Consider the following 18,170-nt stretch of genomic DNA (forward strand, 5'->3'; position numbering starts at 1 on the left):
GTGCGGATGCCGGAAAACACCACTGCGGGGTTCGTCGCGCTGATCGGCATCCCCAATGCCGGCAAGTCGACGCTGCTGAACAGCCTCGTGGGCACCAAGGTTTCGATCGTCTCCCGCAAGGTGCAGACCACCCGTGCCCTGGTGCGCGGCATCGTCATGCACGAGACCGCGCAGATCATCCTCGTCGACACGCCGGGGATCTTCGCCCCGAAGCGCCGCCTCGATCGTGCGATGGTGCATTCGGCCTGGAGCGGCGCCTCGGATGCCGATGCCGTCTGTCTGCTGATCGATGCCCGCAAGGGCGTGACCGAGGAGGTCGAGGCGATCCTGGCCAAGCTGCCGGACGTGAAGCGCCCCAAGGTGCTGATCCTCAACAAGATCGACCTGATCCCGCGCGACCGCCTGCTGGCGCTCGCGGCCGCGTTGAACGAGCGCATCGCGTTCGTGCATACCTTCATGGTCTCGGCCCTGAACGGCGACGGGATCGAGACGCTGAAGACGACGCTGGCCGGCATGATGCCGAAGAGCCCGTGGCTCTACCCGGAGGACCAGGTCTCGGACGCACCGATCCGGATGCTGGCCGCCGAGATCACCCGCGAGAAGCTCTACGACCGCCTGCACGAGGAATTGCCCTACCGCTCCACCGTCGAGACGGACCAGTGGCAGGTGCGTCCGGATGGTTCGGTCCGCATCGAGCAGACCATCTTCGTGGAGCGCGAGAGCCAGCGCTCCATCGTGCTCGGCAAGGGCGGCCAGACCATCAAGGCCATCGGCCAGGCGGCCCGCCACGAGATCGCGGAAGCGGCCGAGCAGACGGTGCATCTCTTCCTGCACGTCAAGGTCCGCGAGAACTGGGCGGACGATCCGGCGCGCTACCGGGAGATGGGTCTGGAGTTCCCGCGCGGCTGAGCATGGGCTATGAGAACGGGAGATCGACGCCGCGGCGATTCTTGTCGCGTGCTGGCCGAGCCTCCCGATTTCCTGTCACGCCCTGAGCCGTCGAGGCGCGCGCGTCGTCGCGCCGGATCCCGTTACGATGTCCACCATGCTTGTCTCGGAAGCCGTCTACGGCGCGCCGCCCCTGGAACTGGTGGAGGTGCCCCCGCACGCGGTCCAGGTCTCGCCCCTGAGCCCCGGGGCGGCCCGCCTCGAGGATCTCGAGCCCGGGAGCCTGGAGCGGCTCGACATCCTGGCGCCGGCCGGGACGATCGAGCGGCGCTACGTGCTGGCGCTCGGCCTGAAGGCCCTGCGGCCCGGCGGGCGCCTGACCGCACTGGCGCTCAAGGATCGCGGCGGAAGCCGCCTCGCCAAGGAACTCACCGGGTTCGGCTGCCCGGTGCATGAGGAGGCGCGGCGCCACCACCGGATCTGCGTCGGCACGCGCCCGGAGGCGGTCGGCGATCTCGAGGAGGCGATCCACGAGGGCGGTCCGCGCCACATCGACAATCTCGCCCTCTGCACGCAGGCCGGGATCTTCTCCTACGACCGCCTCGACCCCGGCAGCGCCCTGCTCCTGGCCAACCTGCCGACGCTCGCCGGAACGGGCGCCGATTTCGGCTGCGGCCTCGGGATCCTCGCCCGCGCCGTGCTCGGCTCGGCCAAGGTCACGGCCCTGACCCTCATCGACCTGGACCGGCGCGCCATCGAGATGGCGACGCGCAACGTCAGCGATCCGCGCACCACCCTGCGCTGGGCCGATATCCGCGCCGGCGGCCTCGGCCTGACGCGCCTCGACTTCGTGGTGATGAACCCGCCCTTCCACGACGGCGGCACCGAGGACCAGGCCCTCGGCCAGGCCTTCATCGCCCGGGCGGCCGAAGCCCTGCGCCCGGGGGGCAGCCTCTGGCTCACCGCCAACACCCACCTGCCCTACGAGGCGCCTCTCAAGGCTGCCTTCAAGAGCGTGGCGCTAAAGGCCTCGGCCGGGGGCTACAAGATCTACGAGGCGCGCCGATGACGCGGCCGGCCAAGATCGCGCAGCTGCGCCTCGACCGGCTCCTCGCCAATATGGGCTACGGCTCGCGGCGGGAGATCGCGCTCCTCACCCGCGCGGGCCTCGTGGTCCTCGACGGCGCGCCCCTGCGGGACGCGGATCAGCGCATCCCGGTCACGCCGGACCTCGCCCAGCGGATGACCGTCGACGGCGCCCCCCTCGACCCGCCGCCGGGCCTGACCCTGATGCTGCACAAGCCGCTCGGCGTCACCTGCTCGCACAAGGAAGCCGGCCCACTCGTCTACGCTCTCCTGCCCGAGCGCTGGCGCCGGCGCGACCCCGCCCTCTCCACGGTCGGGCGCCTCGACAAGGAGACCTCCGGCCTCCTGCTCCTCACCGATGACGGCGCCCTCCTGCATCGGATCATCGCCCCGAAGGCGAACGTGGCCAAGCGCTACCGCGTCACCCTGGATCGTCCGCTGACCGGCACCGAGGGCGCGGCCCTCGCCTCCGGCACGCTGATGCTGGACGGCGAGGAGAAGCCGCTCCTGCCGGTCGGGTTCGAGGCCGAGGGCGAGACCGGCGCGGTGGTGACCCTGCACGAGGGGCGCTACCATCAGGTCCGCCGCATGTTCGCCGCCCTGGGCAACCACGTCACCGCCCTGCACCGCGACCGCGTCGGGGGTCTCGATCTGCCGGACGACCTGGCGCCCGGCGATCATCGCGTTCTCGGCGAAGCGGAAATCGCCGCGATCTTCGCCGGCGACGCGCCCTGATCGGTCCGGAACCGGACCCTGCTCGACCTGTCGGATCGGCAAACGCCTACCCGAACCGTGATCCGCATGAACCGACTCCCGACGCGCCTCCTGGCGCTCGCCCTCGGCACGGGCCCGGCCAGCCTCGCCCTGGCGGACACGCCGGGCGCCGACTGGATGCCGGCCGATCAGGTCAAGCAGAAGCTGATGGCCGCCGGATACACCCGCATCACCGCGTTCGAGGCCGATGACGGCCACTGGGAGGGCGAGGGCGTGAAGAACGGCGTCAGGATGCCGTTCCATGCCGACCCGAAGACCGGCGCGATACTCACGGGGACGCCCGACAAGTCAGTCGGCCCTCCCCGCCGCGTCCGGGACGCGTCCCTGCGCCCTGCGGCGGACCGCGTCGACGACCGCAGAGGCGAACCCCGTCCGTCCGGCGCCGACGAGGCTGCGGACGACGGCTTGCACAGCATCCGCGCGCGCGCCCGCCGCCTTGCCAATCCCGGCCGACTCGTTTATGCGCCACCCCTCGCGTTCGCTCCGGCTGGGGGCTGAACGGACGGTGTCGATTCGTTCGGCACAGGGTCAAGCCTTGCGAAGGGCCGATCCCGTCGTCCCGTGTCTCCGCCTTCGATCAACCGCTCGGGCCTTCAAACGGCTCGAAGGGCTTGGCGCCGGGCGACTGCGTATGAACCGGCCCGACGCTTCCTTTCCCGCACGTTCTTCGTGCCGTCGGGTCCCTTTGAATATGAAGGGCCCGTTAATGCCTCTCTACGAACACGTCTTCCTGGCGCGCCAGGACGTGACGGCCCAGCAGGTCGAGACCATGGTCGAGACCTACAAGGGCGTCATCGAAGCCAATGGCGGCAAGGTCGAGAAGATCGAGATGTGGGGCGTGAAGTCCCTCGCCTACCGCATCAAGAAGAACCGCAAGGCGCATTTCACGCTCCTCAACGTCGACGCCCCCCCGGCGGCCCTCGCCGAGATGGAGCGTCAGATGCAGATCTCCGAGGACGTCCTCCGCTTCATGACCGTCCGCGTCGAGGAGCTCGAGTCCGAGCCGTCGGCGATGATGCAGAAGCGCGACCGCGACGACCGCAAGGATCGTGAGCGCGGCCGTCGTCGTGACGACGAAGGCTTCGGCGGTGGTGGATTCGGCGGCGACCGCGATCGCGGCGACCGTGGTGATCGCGGCGACCGGGGCGACCGCCCCGAGCGCAGCTTCGGCGGGGAGGCTTAAGTCATGGCATTTGGTGCTGGACCCGGTGCACCCGCCGCTGGCGGCGGTGGTGGTGGTGGTGGTGCAGGTGGCGGACGCCGCCCCTTCTTCCGTCGTCGGAAGACCTGCCCCTTCTCGGGCGCGAACGCGCCCAAGATCGACTACAAGGACGTCAAGCTCCTGTCGCGCTACGTCTCCGAGCGCGGCAAGATCGTGCCGTCGCGCATCACGGCGGTCTCCGCCAAGAAGCAGCGCGAGCTCGCCCAGGCGATCAAGCGCGCCCGCTTCCTCGGCTTCCTCCCCTACGTGATCAAGTAAGCGCCCCGGCGCGCGCCCCGGCCCGTCATCCACGGGCCGGGGCACCACGCCGCTCGCGCGGCACACGGGTTCGTACCGGCCGATCCGACAGGAGGGCCGGGAATCGTTGGGGCGCCAGGCGCCTCTAACCCTGCCCGGGACGGGACAGTGGGACAGCGGGATTGATGACACAGTTTCTCGGCATCGGTATCGGCGCGGGTCTCGTCTCCGCCCTCCTCTTCGGCGTCCTGCTGAAGGCGACGGCGCTCGCGATCCTGCTCTACCTGCTCGCCCCGCTCCCGATCCTGATCGTGGGGCTCGGCTGGAGCCACCGGGCCGCCCTGGTCGCGGCCGTCACCGGCGCGCTCGCCCTCGCCCTCGTGGTCCAGCCCTTCCTTGGCCTCGGTTTCTTCGCCTATCTCGCCCTGCCCGCCTGGTGGCTCGCCTACCTGGCCCTGCTCGGACGACCGGGCGCCGACGGCACGATGGAGTGGTATCCGACCGGGCGCCTCCTGGCCTGGACCGCCGGCACGGCTGGCCTCGCCTTCGTGGCCATCGCGGTGATCGCCGCCCCGAACTACGAGACCTTCCAGTCCCAGCTCCGGGGCATGACCCGGACGCTGATCCAGGTCCGGGCCGACCGCGCCGCCAACCCGGCGGCTCCCGTTCCCGGCCCGGTGGCGCCCGCGCCGAAGCCGGACGCCCCCGAGGCCGGCGCCGAAGCTCCGGCCGAGTCCGGCCAGCAGGATCCCGCCGAGGCGACGCGGACCGAGGTCGCCAACGCCCTCGCGGCCATCGCGCCGGGGCTGGCCACCCACGGCCTCACGGTCCTGCTGACCTTCTATCTCTGGGCCGCCGCCCGCATCGTACGGATCTCCGGGCGCCTGCTGCGTCCCTGGCCGGACCTCGCGGCGACGATGATGCCGCGCCGCGTGCTGGGCGTGCTCGTGGGCGCCGTGGTGCTCGCCCTGGTGCCGGGCTATCCGGGCACGCTGGGCGTCGCCGTGGCGGGGGCGCTCAGCGCCGCCTTCGCGATCCAGGGCCTCGCCGCCTTCCACGACCGCAGCCGCGGCCGGCCCGGGCGCCTCGCCCTCCTGCTCGGCCTCTACCTGATCCTCTTCTTCACCCAGGGCGTCGCGCTCCTCGCCCTGACCCTGTTCGGCATGGCCGATACCGCCCTCGACCGCCGCCGTCCCCGCGACGCGGCCGGACGACCCTGATCCTCCCCCCAACCGAAGGACCAACACCATGGAAGTCATTCTCCTCGAGCGCGTCGCCAAGCTCGGCCAGATGGGCGAGACCGTGAACGTGAAGCCGGGCTACGCCCGCAACTTCCTCCTCGCCCGCGGCAAGGCCCTGCGCGCCACCGAGGGCAACAAGAAGCACTTCGAGACCCAGCGCGCCCAGCTCGAGGCCCGCAACCTCGAGCGCAAGTCCGAGGCCCAGGCCGTCGCCGAGACCCTCGAGGGCAAGAGCTTCGTGCTCATCCGCCAGTCGGGTGAGACCGGCGTGCTCTACGGCTCGGTCTCGACCCGCGACCTGGCCGAGGTCGTCACCGCCGACGGCTTCACCGTGGGCCGCGACCAGTTCGCCCTCAACCAGCCGATCAAGACCCTCGGCCTGCACACCGTTCCGATCGTGCTGCACCCCGAGGTCGAGGTCAGCATCACGGTGAACGTCGCCCGTTCGCCGGAAGAGGCCGAGCGTCAGGCCCGCGGCGAGTCGACCACCGAGCGTGAGGCGTTCAACCTCGACGACCTCGGCCTCGAGGTCGGCGCCGCCCTCGCCGAGGCCGGCGACGACCGCGAGTAATCGCGCCACAGGACGGTGAACAATGGGGATGACCGGCCTTAACGGTTGACTAGTTCCGCATTTGTTCCAGCATGGACGCCCGTCATCCCCCCGGATGGCGGGCGTTTCTGCGACCGGTCCCCTCGCTCGCTCTTCCGCGACGTGCGGAACGGACGGGATGGAAGGCCGCAAACCGCGAATCGGCTAAGGTTCGGCTAACCATGCCGGCGCCATGGTCGGGCGATAGCGACGTGCGGCGGCGGACCCCCGCGCGGACGATGAATCGACGAGTCGGAGCCTCGAATCAGCCCATGGCCCTGCCCAACGCCCTGACGGCCAACCTTCAGCCCGTCGCGCAGGAATTCCGCGTCGCGCCCCACAACATCGATGCCGAGCAGGCGCTGCTCGGCGCGGTTCTGGTGAACAACGACGCCTTCTACCGGATCTCGGACTTCCTCCTGCCCGAGCACTTCATGGAGGACGTCCACCGCAAGATCTTCGAGGTGGCCTCCCAGCTGATCAAGGCCGGCAAGCTCGCCACGCCGATCACCCTGAAGACCTACCTGGGCGATGCCGATCTCGGCGGCCAGACGGTGATGCAGTACCTCGCCCGCCTCGCGGCCGAGGCCACCACCGTCATCAATGCGGGCGATTACGGCCGCACCATCTACGACCTCGCCATCCGCCGCCGGCTCATCACCATCGGCGAGGACCTGGTGAACGGCGCCTACGAGGCGCCGGTGGAATCCTCCCCCCGCGACCAGATCGAGGGCACCGAGCGGCGGCTCTACGAGCTCGCCGAATCGGGCAAGTACGACGGCGGCTTCCAGAAGTTCTCCGACGCCCTCACGGCCGCGGTGGACATGGCGGCCAAGGCCTACCAGCGCGAGGGCAAGCTCTCGGGCATCGCCACCGGCCTGTCGGACCTCGACGCCAAGATGGGTGGCCTGCAGCGCTCGGATCTGATCATCCTCGCGGGCCGCCCGGCCATGGGCAAGACCTCGCTCGTCACCAACATCGCCTTCAACGTCGCCAAGGCCTACCAGGCCGAGAAGCTGCCGGATGGCCGGACCGAGACGAAGAACGGCGGCATCGTCGGCTTCTTCTCGCTCGAAATGTCGGCCGAGCAGCTGGCGACCCGTATCATCGCCGAGCAGTCGGGCGTGCCGTCCTACAAGATCCGTCGCGGCGACATTCAGCCGGCGGAGTTCTACAAGATCACCGATGCCGCCCGGGACATGCAGACGATCCCGTTCTACATCGACCAGACCGGCGGCATCTCCATCGCGCAGCTCGCCGCGCGCGCCCGCCGCCTCAAGCGCCAGAAGGGCCTCGATCTCCTGATCGTCGACTACCTGCAGCTGCTCTCCGGTTCGGGCAAGCGCAGCGACAACCGCGTGCAGGAGATGACCGAGATCACCACCGGCATGAAGGCGCTCGCTAAGGAACTGGCGGTGCCGATCATCGCCCTGTCGCAGCTCTCCCGTCAGGTCGAGAACCGCGACGACAAGCGTCCGCAGCTGGCAGATCTCCGCGAATCGGGCTCGATCGAGCAGGACGCCGACGTGGTGATGTTCGTCTTCCGCGAGGAATATTACGTCAACAACAAGAAGCCCCGCGAAGGCACCGAGGAGTTCTTCGCCTGGGAAGCCGAGATGAACCGCGTCCACGGCAAGGCCGAGGTCATCCTGGGCAAGCAGCGCCACGGCCCCACCGGCACGGTCGAGCTGCAGTTCGACGCCAACATCACGCGCTTCTCGAACCTCGCGCAGTCCGACCGCCTGCCGGAGCAGATGTAGGCGGGCCGCCCCTGGACAGGCTCGCTTGGCGCGGACGCGCCTCGCGAACGAGCGCGAAACCCCGTATGGTCGACGGGACCCGCGAACCGTCGCACCCGGACGCGAGAAGGAGCGACCGTGGCACATCCCCAGCGCGTCGAGGTCGGTCCGCGCCCCGGCACTGCCTCTGACACCGGCCGCGCAGCCCGGTTCACCGAGCAGGCCGCAGACCTGCGCCGGCGGGCCCGGGCGAAGCTCGACCTTCCCCATCCGATCGACGGGGTGGAAGCGGCGGCGCGCGCGGAACGAAATACCCCGACTAGCGCACTGCGAATCAGCCTGTTCCAGGTGCTGAAACGGGATCATCAGCCCGACCTGCGGACCCGGAACGGGGCGCCATCCATCCGCGTGCAGCGTCTCGCTGTCCAGGAACGGGTCGAGGACAGCCCCAGCCTCGGGAGCCGGATGGAAGCGCGCTGCGAACGCGCCTCTCGTCGTGCCCGTATCGAGGCGGCGGCCGAAACCAACCTTGCGGAGGCGACCTTCCCGGAGGCATCTCCCTGCGGCATCGACGCGGTTCTGAACCGCGAGGTTTCCTGGCCCCCGGCGGCCGTTGAGAAGGCGCGCGACCCATCCTAGGCCTGACTGATCCGGAACGGCGCCCGATGCGCGAAGCGACCCACGGCGCCCACCTCACCATCGACCTCGCGGCCCTCGCGGAGAACTGGCGGCGGCTCGATGCCCAGGCGCCGGAGGCGCGCTGTGCGGCCGTGGTCAAGGCGGATGCCTATGGTTGCGGCCTGTCCCGGGTCGCGCCCGCGCTGTGGGCGGCCGGGTGCCGGACGTTCTTCGTCGCGCACCTGAGCGAGGCGGTGGAGGCCCGGGCCGTCCTGCCCGAGGCGACGATCTACGTCCTGAACGGTCTCCTGCCCGGCCTCGGCCCGATCCTCGTCGCGCACGATCTGCGCCCGGTGCTCGGCAGCCGGGAGGAACTCGCCGAATGGGCCGCCCTGGCGGAGACCGCCGGTCGTCCCCGCCCGGCCGCCCTGCATGTCGATACCGGCATGAACCGGCTCGGCCTCTCCGTGCCCGAGGCCCTGGGGCTCTCGGGCGATCCCCTGATCGCGCGCGCCGGCATCGCGCTGCTGATGACCCACCTCGTCAGCGCCGAACTGGCGAGCGACCCGATCAATGCGCGCCAGATGGCGGATTTCGCGCGGGTCCGGGCCGCGCATCCCGGACTGCCGGGCTCCTTCGCCAACTCCTCCGGGATCTTCCTCGGAGCCGAAGCCCATCACGACCTGCTGCGGCCCGGCTATGCCCTGTTCGGCGGCAACCCGACCCCGTGGAAGCCCAACCCGATGCGGCCGGTGGTCCGCCTGGAGGCGCAGGTCGCGCAGATCCGCGACGTCTCTCCCGGCGAGACCTGCGGCTACAACGGACGCTGGCGGGCCACCGAGCCGCGGCGCCTCGCGACCCTCTCGATGGGCTATGCCGACGGCTATCCGCGGTCCGCGAGCGGCCGCGGCATCGCCCTGGTCGATGGCGTGCGCTGCCACATCCTCGGGCTGATCTCGATGGACCTCATCATCCTCGACGTGACCGAGGCGCCCGCGACCCGGCGCGGCGCGACCGCGACCCTGATCGGCGACGGGCTCGACGTCGACGCGGTCGGACGCGCCGCCGGCACCATCGGGTACGAGATCCTGACGGGGCTAGGTTCTCGCTATGTTCGCCATTATGTGACAGGACACGAGGCCTGAAGCCCGTCGGACGAATGGGCGCCGGACGAATGGGCGCCGAGGCGTCCCTCCCAGCGGAATCGCGATGGCCAAGATCCAACAGACCTTCGTCTGCCAGTCCTGCGGGGCGGTCTACAATCGCTGGCGCGGGCGCTGCGAGGCCTGCAACGGCTGGAACACCATCGTCGAGGAGACCGGCGCCACCGGCCCGCAATCCGGCCCGGTCAAGACACGGCCGAGCCGGGCCCGCGGCCGGGTCTTCGCCCTGGAGGGCCTCACCGGCGAGGTGAAGGAGGCGCCGCGCATCCCGTCCGGCATCAACGAGCTCGATCGCGTCACTGGCGGCGGCTTCGTGCGCGGCTCGGTGATCCTCCTCGGCGGCGATCCCGGCATCGGCAAGTCGACCCTGCTGATGCAGGCCTCCGCCGCCATGGCCCGCACGGGCGAGCGCGTCGTCTACATCTCGGGCGAGGAGGCGGTGGCGCAGGTGCGCCTGCGTACCGAGCGCCTCGGCCTGTCCTCGGCCGCGGTGGAGCTCGCGGCCGAGACCAACGTGGAGGACATCGTCGAGACCCTGTCGCAGGGGCGCCCCCCGGCCCTGGCGATCATCGACTCGATCCAGACCATGTGGACCGAGACCGTGGAATCGGCCCCCGGCACCGTCACGCAGGTGCGCGGTTCGGCCCAGACCCTGATCCGCTTCGCCAAGACCACCGGCACGGCGGTGATCCTCGTCGGGCACGTCACCAAGGACGGGCAGATCGCCGGACCCCGGGTGGTCGAGCACATGGTCGATGCCGTCGCCTCCTTCGAGGGCGACCAGGGCCACCACTTCCGCATCCTGCGGGCGGTGAAGAACCGCTTCGGACCCACCGACGAGATCGGCGTGTTCGAGATGACCGATGGTGGCCTCGCCGAGGTCCCGAATCCCTCCGCGCTGTTCCTCGCCGGCCGCGACCACGCGGCGCCCGGCACCGCGGTGTTCGCCGGCATGGAGGGCACGCGCCCGCTCCTCGTCGAGATCCAGGCCCTCGTGGCGCCCTCCTCCCTCGGGATGCCCCGGCGGGCGGTGGTCGGCTGGGACCCGAACCGCCTGTCGATGGTGCTGGCGGTGCTGGAGGCCCATGGCGGCATCCGCCTGGGCACGCACGACGTCTACCTGAACGTGGCGGGGGGCCTGCGCATCTCGGAGCCCGCCGCCGATCTCGCCGTGGCCGCCGCCCTGGTCTCGTCCCTGTCCGGGGCGACGCTGCCGCCCGAGACGGTGTATTTCGGCGAGATCGGCCTCTCCGGTGCGGTCCGCCCGGTGGCGCAGGCGCCGGCGCGGCTCAAGGAAGCGCTGAAGCTCGGCTTCGCCAAGGCCGTGACGCCGCAGGGGCGCGGCGAGGGCGGCGACAGCGCCCTCTCGACGGAGGCCCTGCGCCACATCGCCGACATGGTGGCGGGCATCGCCAGCAACGGTCCCCGTCGGGTCGCCCAGCGCCGCGGGCACAATCCGCCCGATTACGGCGACGACGATTAGGGTGTCGGCCCGGACCGGCGGAGCCCGCCCTGGGCCCGGCGTGGGCCCGCTCTGGAGACGGGGCCGGCGATGGTGGAGGATCGACAGTCGATCCCGGCCGCGCAGAAGGTCTGGCCCGCCCCCGGGACGAATATTCCGGCACGAAGCAAGTCATCGGCCGGCACGCCGCTGAACAGCCCGACGCGGGAGAAGCCGGATGCCCGTCCGAAACGGGCGGACGACGGCGTGAGGCCGCGCCCGCGTCACGCCGGACCCGCGCGAGCACCGGGCGGGAATGGGCCTCCACGCCAGGGTGACGGCCGAGTTTCCGCGCGATATACAGGGCCGCGGCCGGGGGAAGCCGCACGATCCGGTCATCGTCGCCGCTCCGCCCCATGAAGTGACAATCGTCAGAGATGCCGTTCTCCGTTCTCGATCTCGTTGTGCTGGGTATCGTTGTCGTCTCGGCGCTGTTGGCGGCCGTGCGTGGCGCGACTCGCGAAGTGCTCGCCATCATCGCCTGGGTCGCCGCCGCCGCCATTGCGTGGAAATTCCATCCCTACCTGCTGCCCACGGTCAGCCAGCACGTGTCGAACGCCACCGTCGCCCTGGTGGCCTCGATCGCGGCGATCTTCCTGGTGACGCTGATCGTCGTGTCGATCATCACCGTGAAGGTGTCGGACATGATCCTCGATTCGCGCATCGGCGCGATCGATCGGTCGCTGGGTTTCCTGTTCGGCGCCGGCCGCGGCTTCCTGATCTGCGTCATCGGCTGGGTGTTCCTGGCCTGGCTCGTCCAGGGCAAGATGCCCCCCTGGGCGTCCGAGGCGCGCAGCCGCCCGATGCTCGAGAAGTCCGGCGAGGCCCTGGTGGCCCAGCTGCCCGAGAATCCGGAAGGCTTGTTGAAGCAGTTCAAGAAGCCCAAGACCGACGCGCCGGCCGATCCCGTCGAGCCGCCGGAAGGAGAAATCCCGGCCCAGCGCCGGACCGAAGCACCAGCCACGCCCGCTCCGCGACGCTGATCTGCGTCTCTGCGTGCTTGGTTGCAGCGCGAAGGCCGACTACATGACGGCTTCTTGACGGTGCCCGCCCGGGATTCGCGCGGGACCAAGCAGGGATCGACATCATCATGTCTGTAGCCAAGTCGAGCGCCCGCCCCCCTGTCGAGGTCGTGGACGGGCTCGACCGCGACGGCGACACGCTGCGCGAGGAATGCGGCGTCTTCGGCATCTTCGGCCATCCGGATGCCTCCGCCATCGTCGCCCTCGGCCTGCACGCCCTGCAGCATCGCGGCCAGGAGGCGGCCGGCATCGTCTCCTTCGACGGGGCGGTCTTCCACTCCGAGCGCCGGCCCGGCCTCGTCGGCGATTCCTTCTCGGACCGCTCGACCATCGAGCATCTCGAAGGCCCGGCCGCCATCGGCCACGTCCGCTACTCCACCACCGGCGGCACCATCCTGCGCAACGTGCAGCCGCTCTTCGCCGAGCTCGCCAGCGGCGGCCTCGCCGTCGCCCATAACGGCAACCTGACCAACGCCCTGTCGATCCGCCGCGACCTCGTGCGCGACGGCGCCATCACCCAGTCGACCTCCGACACCGAGGTGATCCTGCACCTGGCCGCGCGCTCCCGGGCGCCGCGCATCGTCGAGCGCTTCACCGAGGCCCTGCGCCAGATCGAGGGCGCCTACGCCATCGTGGCCCTGACCAACAAGAAGCTCATCGGCGCCCGCGATCCCATGGGCATCCGCCCCCTGGTGCTGGGCGAGCTCGACGGCCGCTACATCCTGGCCTCCGAGACCTGCGCCCTCGACATCATCGGCGCCAAGTTCATCCGCGACATCGACAACGGCGAGATCGTGGTGATCTCGGAAGAGGGCATCGAGTCGATCCGCTTCGCCCCGGCGCAGCCCATGCGGCCGTGCATCTTCGAGTACATCTACTTCGCCCGGCCGGATTCGGTGGTGAACGGCAAGAGCGTCTACGCCGTGCGCAAGAACATCGGCCACGAGCTCGCCCGGGAATCCGCGACCGCGGCCGACGTGGTCATCCCGGTGCCGGATTCCGGCGTTCCGGCCGCCCTGGGCTTCGCCCAGGAGACCGGCCTGCCGTTCGAGATGGGCATCATCCGCAACCACTACGTCGGGCGCACCTTCATCCAGCCGACCCAGTCGGTGCGCGAGCTCGGCGTGCGCATGAAGCACTCGGCCAACCGCGCGGTGGTGGAGGGCAAGCGCATCGTCCTCGTCGACGACAGCCTCGTGCGCGGCACCACCTCGGTGAAGATCGTGCGCATGATGCGCGAGGCCGGCGCCCGCGAGGTGCATTTCCGGATCGCCTCGCCGCCGATCACCTACCCGGACTTCTACGGCATCGACACGCCGGAGCGGGAGAAGCTGCTCGCCGCCACCCATGACCTCGAGGGCATGCGCCGCTACATCGGCGCCGATTCGCTGGCCTTCCTGTCCATCGACGGCCTCTACAAGGCCATGGGCGAGGAGCGGCGCAACGAGGCCTGCCCGCAATACACCGACCATTGCTTCACCGGCGACTATCCGACCGGCCTGACCGACCTCGCCATCGCCGGACCGCGCCGCCTCGCCATGCTCGCCGAAGCCGATTGAGCGCACGATGAGCAGCCCGACCCAGCCGCTCGCCGGCCGCCTCGCCGTCGTCACCGGCGCCTCGCGGGGAATCGGCCGCGCCGCCGCCCTCGCGTTGGCGCAGGCCGGCGCCCACATCATCGCCGTCGCGCGCACGCAGGGGGGCCTCGAGGAGCTCGACGACGCCATCCGGGGCGTCGGTGGCAGCGCCACCCTGGTGCCCCTCGACCTCACCGACTACGACGCCCTCGACCGCCTCGGCGCCGGCATCCACGAGCGCTGGCAGCGCCTCGACATCCTGGTGGGCAATGCCGGCATCCTCGGCAACCTCACGCCGATCGGGCACGTGACGCCGAAGACCTGGGCGCAGGTGATGGACATCAACGTCACGGCGAATTACCGCCTGATCCGCTCGCTCGATCCGCTGCTGCGGGCCTCCGATGCCGGCCGGGCCATCTTCGTGACCTCGGGCGCCGCGCAGAAGTGCCGGGCCTATTGGGGACCCTACTCCGTCTCCAAGGCCGCCCTCGACGCCCTGGTGCGCACCTACGCGGCCGAGACCGCCACCACCCCGGTGCGGGCGATGCTGCTCAATCCCGGCCCGCTGCGGACCGCGATGCGCAAGGCCGCGATGCCGGGCGAGGACGAGATGACCCTGAAGACCCCGGACGACCTCGCGCCGCACTTCGTGCGCCTCGCGCATCCGGACTTCGCCGAATCCGGCAAGATCTACGACTTCCCGAGCGACCGGATCCTGACGCCGCAGATGGCGCGCTGACGCCGGACGCCGCCTTCCCTCCTCCCGTTTCCCGAGACGCCCATGATCGACGTTCGCTGCATCTGCGCCATCGGCCTTCGCGGACAGCTCGGCCTGAACGGGCACCTGCCCTGGGAGGGCAACACCGATCCGCTCTTCGTCGAGGACGTGACGCGGTTCTTCGCCATCACCATGGGCCACGTCCTGATCGCCGGCCCGAAGACCATCGCGTCGGTGCCCGAATTCGCCTTCAAGGACCGGACCATCGACGTCATCCGCAGCCACGAGGACCCGGAGGCGGTGCTGGCGCGCTATCCCGGGCGACGCATCTTCGTGGGCGGCGGCATCGCGGTCTGGAACGTCTACGCCCGGTATATCCAGCACTGGGACATCACCCGCCTGCCCTATGACGGCGAGGCCGATCGCTGGTTCGACCCGGCCTGGCTGGTGGGCGGCGCCCTGCGCGCCTGAGGGCACAAACCCTCCGCTGGGGGGTTGAGGGGAGCAACCCAACGACAAGGCTCCCGATGACGTCCGCCCCCTTCCGCTTCGGCATCGAGGAAGAGTATTTCCTGGCGGATGCCGAGACGCGCGGTACGCCGCGTCGTTCGGTGAAGCCCTTCCATGTCCAGGCCGGCGAGGAACTGCCCGAGATCGGGCGCGAATTGCTCCAGTGCCAGGTCGAGGTCTGCACCCCGCCCTCCACGGACTTCGCCCAGGCGCGCGACGTCCTGACCCGACAGCGCTCGGCCCTGGGCAAGCTCGGTCGCGAGCACGGTCTGCTGGTCTTCGCGGCCGGCACCCATCCGGTGGCGGACTGGGCCCGCCAGCTCCCCACCAAGGGCGACCGCTACCGCGGCATCCTGCGCGATGTCGGCCTCGCCGGGCGCCGCAGCCTGATCTGCGGCATGCACGTCCACGTGGAGGTGCCGGAGCCCGACAGGCGCGTCGACCTGATGAACCGGCTCCTGCCCTACCAGCCGCTGCTGCTCGCGCTCTCGGCCTCGTCGCCGTTCTGGCAGGGCAAGCCGACGGGCCTCAGCGCCTATCGCCTCAGCGCCTTCGGCGAGCTGCCCCGCACCGGCCTGCCCGACCTCTTCGCCGACAATGCCGCCTACGAACGCTACGTCCGCATCATGACCCGGGCGGGCTCGATCCAGGATGCGAGCTTCCTGTGGTGGTCGCTCCGACCGTCGATCAAGTTCCCGACCCTCGAATTGCGGATCGCCGATTCCTGCACCCGGCTGGAGGACGCGCTCACCATCGCGGCCCTCTACCGCTGCCTCGTCCGCCTCGCGGTGCGCCGGCCGGACCTCAACGCCGACCTCGACGGCGTCTCGCGGGCGCTCGCCCAGGAGAATCTCTGGCGCGCCCAGCGCAGCGGCACCGAGGCGGAGCTGATCGACGAGGCGAGCGAGGAGGCCCTGCCCTTCGCCCAGGCTCTCGACAACGTCCTCGCGCTCATCGCCGAGGACGCCGCCGCCCTCGGCTGCGAAGCGGAGGTCGCCCGGGCCCGCAGCATCCTCGCGAACGGCACCAGCGCCGAGCGCCAGGCCGCGACGTTCGAGGGCGCCCGCGACGGCGACACCTCGAACCGCCAGGCCCTGGACGCGGTGGTGGACTGGCTGGCGCAGACGACCTGCGGCGCGGCCTGATCCCAGGCCTCAGCCCTTGTTCTCGCGGTCGAACGGGTTCTTCGAGGTCCGCAGCGACAGCCGGATCGGCGTGCCGGGCAGCTCGAACGACTCGCGCAGGCCGTTGACGAGGTAGCGGGTGTAGGATTTCGGCAGGGCGTCGAGCTGGTTGCCGAACAGGGCGAAGTGCGGCGGGCGGCTCTTCACCTGGGTGGCGTAGCGGATCTTGATGCGCCGGCCGGAAACCGCCGGCGGCGGGTTGCGCTGGGTCGCCTCGCTGAGCCAGTCGTTGATCCGCGAGGTCGAGACGCGGGTGCTCCAGATCGACTCGGCGTTGGTCACCGCCTGCATCAGCTTGTCGATGCCCTCGCCGGCGAGGCCGGAGAGCGGCACCACGGCGACGCCGCGGACCTGGGGCAGCAGGCGGGTGCAATCCTCGCGCAGCTTCTTCAGGAGCCCGTTCTGGTCGGCGACCAGATCCCACTTGTTGAGGCCGATGACGAGGGCGCGGCCCTCGCTCTCGATCAGGTCGACGATGGTCAGGTCCTGCTTCTCGAACGGGATCGTGGCGTCGAGGAGCACCACCACCACCTCGGCGAAGCGCACGGCGCGCAGGCCGTCCGAGACCGCGAGCTTCTCGAGCTTGTCGTCGATGCGCGCCTTGCGGCGCATGCCGGCGGTGTCGTGCAGCTTGATCCGGCGGCCGCGCCATTCCCAGTCGAGGGAGATCGAGTCCCGGGTGATGCCCGCCTCGGGGCCGACGAGAAGGCGCTCCTCGCCGAGCATCCGGTTGATCAGCGTGGACTTGCCCGCATTGGGGCGGCCGACGATGGCGACCTTGAGCGAGCGATTCGACGGATCGTCGTCATAGTCTTCGTCCTCGTCGTCCGGCTTCGGCAGCGACTCGATCAGCGCATCGTGCAACTCGCCGATGCCTTCGCCGTGCTCGGCCGAGAACGGGATGGGATCGCCGAGGCCGAGGGAGAACGCCTCGTAGGCACCCGACATGCCGGCGCCCCCCTCCGCCTTGTTGGCGATGAGGATCACCGGGCAGCCGGCGCGCCGCACCATCTCGGCGAAGGGCTGGTCGGCCGGGAGGACGCCCGCGCGGGCGTCGATGACGAACAGCACCACGTCGGCCTCGAGGATCGCGGCCTCGGTCTGGGCCCGCATGCGGCCGAGGAGGGAGCCGGGATCGGCCTCCTCGAGACCGGCGGTGTCGATGATGCGGAAGACGAGACCACCGAAATTGACGTCGCCCTCGCGCCGATCGCGGGTCACGCCGGGGCGGTCATCCACCAGGGCGAGCTTCTTGCCCACGAGGCGGTTGAACAGGGTCGACTTGCCGACGTTCGGCCGTCCGACGATCGCGACGGTCGGCATATCCATGGTGTGCTCGTTTCGATCAGGCGTCCGTGAGAAGCGGGTCGAGGGCTCAGCGCGTGACGGGTGGGGGAGCGGCCGGGGCGGCGGGGGCCGCAGCGGTCACGGTGATGGGTCCGCCGGCCACCAGGGCCGCGTAGACCTCGATGCGCTGGCGCAGGTTCTGCGGCGTCTGCGCATCGGCGTTGATCTGGTCGAACCAGCGGCCGGCGCCGTCGTAGTCGCCGCGCTTCAGGGCGACGAGGCCGAGCATCTCGCGGGCGGTGTGGCGGAAGGGGCCGTTCGGCGCGGCGAGGCCCTGGAGCGTCGCCAGGGCGGCGTCGGGCTCCGTGCCGTCGACGCGCAGCAGGGCCGAGCGCAGGCGGGCGAGGTCGCGCAGGCCGGTGCTCACCTTGGTGTCGTTGGCCAGCGCGTCGTACTCGGCGGCGCCCGCCTTCGGATCGCGCTTGGCGGTCTCGGTGGCGGACCGGAAGCGGGCCAGGAGGGCGTAGCCGGACGGCGCGTCGCTCTCGATCGCCTCGAAGGCCTTGTCGGCCTCCGCCGACTTGCCCTCGCGGGCCAGGCGGTTGGCGACCTCGAAGCGCTCGGAGGCGGCCTCGGCGCGCACCCGCTGGTCATGCTGCCAGTAGCGCCAGCCACCGACGGCGGCCACCACGAGGATCGCCAGGGCGATGATCACGCCGCTGTAGCGGCGCCAGATCTCGGCGACCTGATCGCGGCGATAGTCCTCGTTGACCTCGCGGATGAACTCGTTGTTTTCGGCCATGTCGTCTCACGC

General features: G+C 70.5%; 19 protein-coding genes. 17 read left to right on the top strand and 2 right to left on the bottom strand.

The genetic code is table 11. The features are described 5' to 3' along the window. Nucleotides 1-6: 6 nt before the first annotated feature. The 17 genes from era to ASF58_RS19235 all read left to right on the top strand — a co-directional run bounded on the left by era (nt 7) and on the right by ASF58_RS19235 (nt 16,030). Nucleotides 7-909 (top strand): GTPase Era, encoded by a 903-nt coding sequence (gene era / locus ASF58_RS19155; RefSeq protein WP_156375807.1) that lies wholly within the window; start codon nt 7-9, stop codon nt 907-909. Nucleotides 910-1,036: 127 nt separating this feature from the next. Then, on the top strand, nt 1,037-1,957 hold the full coding sequence (locus ASF58_RS19160; RefSeq protein ID WP_156375799.1) for a methyltransferase: 921 nt from the start codon (nt 1,037-1,039) through the stop codon (nt 1,955-1,957). A gap of 14 nt (nt 1,958-1,971) precedes the next feature. Beyond that, nucleotides 1,972-2,709 carry a pseudouridine synthase gene (locus ASF58_RS19165; protein WP_156375808.1) on the top strand — a complete coding sequence of 246 codons (738 nt, stop codon included), beginning with the start codon at nt 1,972-1,974 and terminating at the stop codon, nt 2,707-2,709. A 66-nt stretch (nt 2,710-2,775) separates the two neighbouring features. Continuing rightward, on the top strand, nt 2,776-3,246 hold the full coding sequence (locus ASF58_RS27640) for a PepSY domain-containing protein (RefSeq protein ID WP_082513184.1): 471 nt from the start codon (nt 2,776-2,778) through the stop codon (nt 3,244-3,246). Nucleotides 3,247-3,454: 208 nt separating this feature from the next. Then, nucleotides 3,455-3,931 carry a 30S ribosomal protein S6 gene (rpsF, locus tag ASF58_RS19175; RefSeq protein WP_055956175.1) on the top strand — a complete coding sequence of 159 codons (477 nt, stop codon included), beginning with the start codon at nt 3,455-3,457 and terminating at the stop codon, nt 3,929-3,931. Nucleotides 3,932-3,934: 3 nt separating this feature from the next. Beyond that, nucleotides 3,935-4,228, top strand: coding sequence for a 30S ribosomal protein S18 (rpsR, locus tag ASF58_RS19180; RefSeq protein ID WP_055956178.1), 294 nt, complete (start codon nt 3,935-3,937; stop codon nt 4,226-4,228). Between the two features lie 164 nt (nt 4,229-4,392). Beyond that, nucleotides 4,393-5,427, top strand: a complete 1,035-nt coding sequence (locus ASF58_RS19185; protein ID WP_055956181.1) for a DUF2232 domain-containing protein — start codon at nt 4,393-4,395, stop codon at nt 5,425-5,427. A gap of 28 nt (nt 5,428-5,455) precedes the next feature. Then, nucleotides 5,456-6,019 (top strand): 50S ribosomal protein L9, encoded by a 564-nt coding sequence (gene rplI / locus ASF58_RS19190; protein WP_055956184.1) that lies wholly within the window; start codon nt 5,456-5,458, stop codon nt 6,017-6,019. A 290-nt stretch (nt 6,020-6,309) separates the two neighbouring features. Then, nucleotides 6,310-7,797 carry a replicative DNA helicase gene (locus tag ASF58_RS19195; protein ID WP_055956187.1) on the top strand — a complete coding sequence of 496 codons (1,488 nt, stop codon included), beginning with the start codon at nt 6,310-6,312 and terminating at the stop codon, nt 7,795-7,797. Between the two features lie 117 nt (nt 7,798-7,914). Continuing rightward, nucleotides 7,915-8,415 carry a DUF29 domain-containing protein gene (locus ASF58_RS19200; RefSeq protein WP_055956190.1) on the top strand — a complete coding sequence of 167 codons (501 nt, stop codon included), beginning with the start codon at nt 7,915-7,917 and terminating at the stop codon, nt 8,413-8,415. A 26-nt stretch (nt 8,416-8,441) separates the two neighbouring features. Beyond that, the gene (gene alr / locus ASF58_RS19205) at nt 8,442-9,539 is read left to right on the top strand and encodes an alanine racemase (protein WP_055956193.1); all 1,098 of its coding nucleotides are present in this window, start codon (nt 8,442-8,444) and stop codon (nt 9,537-9,539) included. 64 nt (nt 9,540-9,603) lie between these two features. After that, complete coding sequence (gene radA, locus ASF58_RS19210) at nt 9,604-11,040, top strand: DNA repair protein RadA (RefSeq protein WP_055956195.1); 1,437 nt, start codon at nt 9,604-9,606, stop codon at nt 11,038-11,040. Nucleotides 11,041-11,435: 395 nt separating this feature from the next. Then, nucleotides 11,436-12,041 (top strand): CvpA family protein, encoded by a 606-nt coding sequence (locus ASF58_RS19215; RefSeq protein WP_055956198.1) that lies wholly within the window; start codon nt 11,436-11,438, stop codon nt 12,039-12,041. Nucleotides 12,042-12,148: 107 nt separating this feature from the next. After that, nucleotides 12,149-13,639 carry an amidophosphoribosyltransferase gene (gene purF / locus ASF58_RS19220; protein ID WP_055956201.1) on the top strand — a complete coding sequence of 497 codons (1,491 nt, stop codon included), beginning with the start codon at nt 12,149-12,151 and terminating at the stop codon, nt 13,637-13,639. Nucleotides 13,640-13,646: 7 nt separating this feature from the next. Beyond that, complete coding sequence (locus tag ASF58_RS19225) at nt 13,647-14,396, top strand: SDR family NAD(P)-dependent oxidoreductase (protein WP_055956204.1); 750 nt, start codon at nt 13,647-13,649, stop codon at nt 14,394-14,396. Between the two features lie 42 nt (nt 14,397-14,438). Further along, entirely contained in the window at nt 14,439-14,846 is a 408-nt protein-coding gene (locus ASF58_RS19230; RefSeq protein WP_055956208.1) for a dihydrofolate reductase, read from the top strand. Between the two features lie 56 nt (nt 14,847-14,902). After that, nucleotides 14,903-16,030, top strand: a complete 1,128-nt coding sequence (locus ASF58_RS19235; RefSeq protein ID WP_055956209.1) for a carboxylate-amine ligase — start codon at nt 14,903-14,905, stop codon at nt 16,028-16,030. Between the two features lie 9 nt (nt 16,031-16,039). On the opposite strand, the gene der is transcribed toward ASF58_RS19235, so the two are convergent. Both der and ASF58_RS19245 read right to left on the bottom strand, forming a co-directional pair. Next, nucleotides 16,040-17,398, bottom strand: coding sequence for a ribosome biogenesis GTPase Der (der, locus tag ASF58_RS19240; RefSeq protein WP_055956212.1), 1,359 nt, complete (start codon nt 17,396-17,398; stop codon nt 16,040-16,042). 46 nt (nt 17,399-17,444) lie between these two features. Beyond that, the gene (locus ASF58_RS19245; protein ID WP_055956215.1) at nt 17,445-18,158 is read right to left on the bottom strand and encodes a tetratricopeptide repeat protein; all 714 of its coding nucleotides are present in this window, start codon (nt 18,156-18,158) and stop codon (nt 17,445-17,447) included. Nucleotides 18,159-18,170: the final 12 nt, after the last annotated feature.

Origin of the sequence: Methylobacterium sp. Leaf125 (assembly GCF_001423085.1) — a bacterium.
Taxonomy (GTDB): Bacteria; Pseudomonadota; Alphaproteobacteria; order Rhizobiales; family Beijerinckiaceae; genus Methylobacterium.

Excerpts from the sequence above, each read along its gene's own strand:
- era (WP_156375807.1), top strand. The coding sequence starts at position 7 with ATGCCGGAAAACACCACTGCGGGGTTCGTCGCGCTGATCGGCATCCCC.
- ASF58_RS19160 (WP_156375799.1), top strand. The coding sequence starts at position 1,037 with ATGTCCACCATGCTTGTCTCGGAAGCCGTCTACGGCGCGCCGCCCCTG.
- ASF58_RS27640 (WP_082513184.1), top strand. The coding sequence starts at position 2,776 with ATGAACCGACTCCCGACGCGCCTCCTGGCGCTCGCCCTCGGCACGGGC.
- rpsF (WP_055956175.1), top strand. The coding sequence starts at position 3,455 with ATGCCTCTCTACGAACACGTCTTCCTGGCGCGCCAGGACGTGACGGCC.
- rpsR (WP_055956178.1), top strand. The coding sequence starts at position 3,935 with ATGGCATTTGGTGCTGGACCCGGTGCACCCGCCGCTGGCGGCGGTGGT.
- ASF58_RS19185 (WP_055956181.1), top strand. The coding sequence starts at position 4,393 with ATGACACAGTTTCTCGGCATCGGTATCGGCGCGGGTCTCGTCTCCGCC.
- rplI (WP_055956184.1), top strand. The coding sequence starts at position 5,456 with ATGGAAGTCATTCTCCTCGAGCGCGTCGCCAAGCTCGGCCAGATGGGC.
- ASF58_RS19195 (WP_055956187.1), top strand. The coding sequence starts at position 6,310 with ATGGCCCTGCCCAACGCCCTGACGGCCAACCTTCAGCCCGTCGCGCAG.
- alr (WP_055956193.1), top strand. The coding sequence starts at position 8,442 with ATGCGCGAAGCGACCCACGGCGCCCACCTCACCATCGACCTCGCGGCC.
- radA (WP_055956195.1), top strand. The coding sequence starts at position 9,604 with ATGGCCAAGATCCAACAGACCTTCGTCTGCCAGTCCTGCGGGGCGGTC.
- ASF58_RS19215 (WP_055956198.1), top strand. The coding sequence starts at position 11,436 with ATGCCGTTCTCCGTTCTCGATCTCGTTGTGCTGGGTATCGTTGTCGTC.
- purF (WP_055956201.1), top strand. The coding sequence starts at position 12,149 with ATGTCTGTAGCCAAGTCGAGCGCCCGCCCCCCTGTCGAGGTCGTGGAC.
- ASF58_RS19225 (WP_055956204.1), top strand. The coding sequence starts at position 13,647 with ATGAGCAGCCCGACCCAGCCGCTCGCCGGCCGCCTCGCCGTCGTCACC.
- ASF58_RS19230 (WP_055956208.1), top strand. The coding sequence starts at position 14,439 with ATGATCGACGTTCGCTGCATCTGCGCCATCGGCCTTCGCGGACAGCTC.
- ASF58_RS19235 (WP_055956209.1), top strand. The coding sequence starts at position 14,903 with ATGACGTCCGCCCCCTTCCGCTTCGGCATCGAGGAAGAGTATTTCCTG.
- der (WP_055956212.1), bottom strand. The coding sequence starts at position 17,398 with ATGGATATGCCGACCGTCGCGATCGTCGGACGGCCGAACGTCGGCAAG.
- ASF58_RS19245 (WP_055956215.1), bottom strand. The coding sequence starts at position 18,158 with ATGGCCGAAAACAACGAGTTCATCCGCGAGGTCAACGAGGACTATCGC.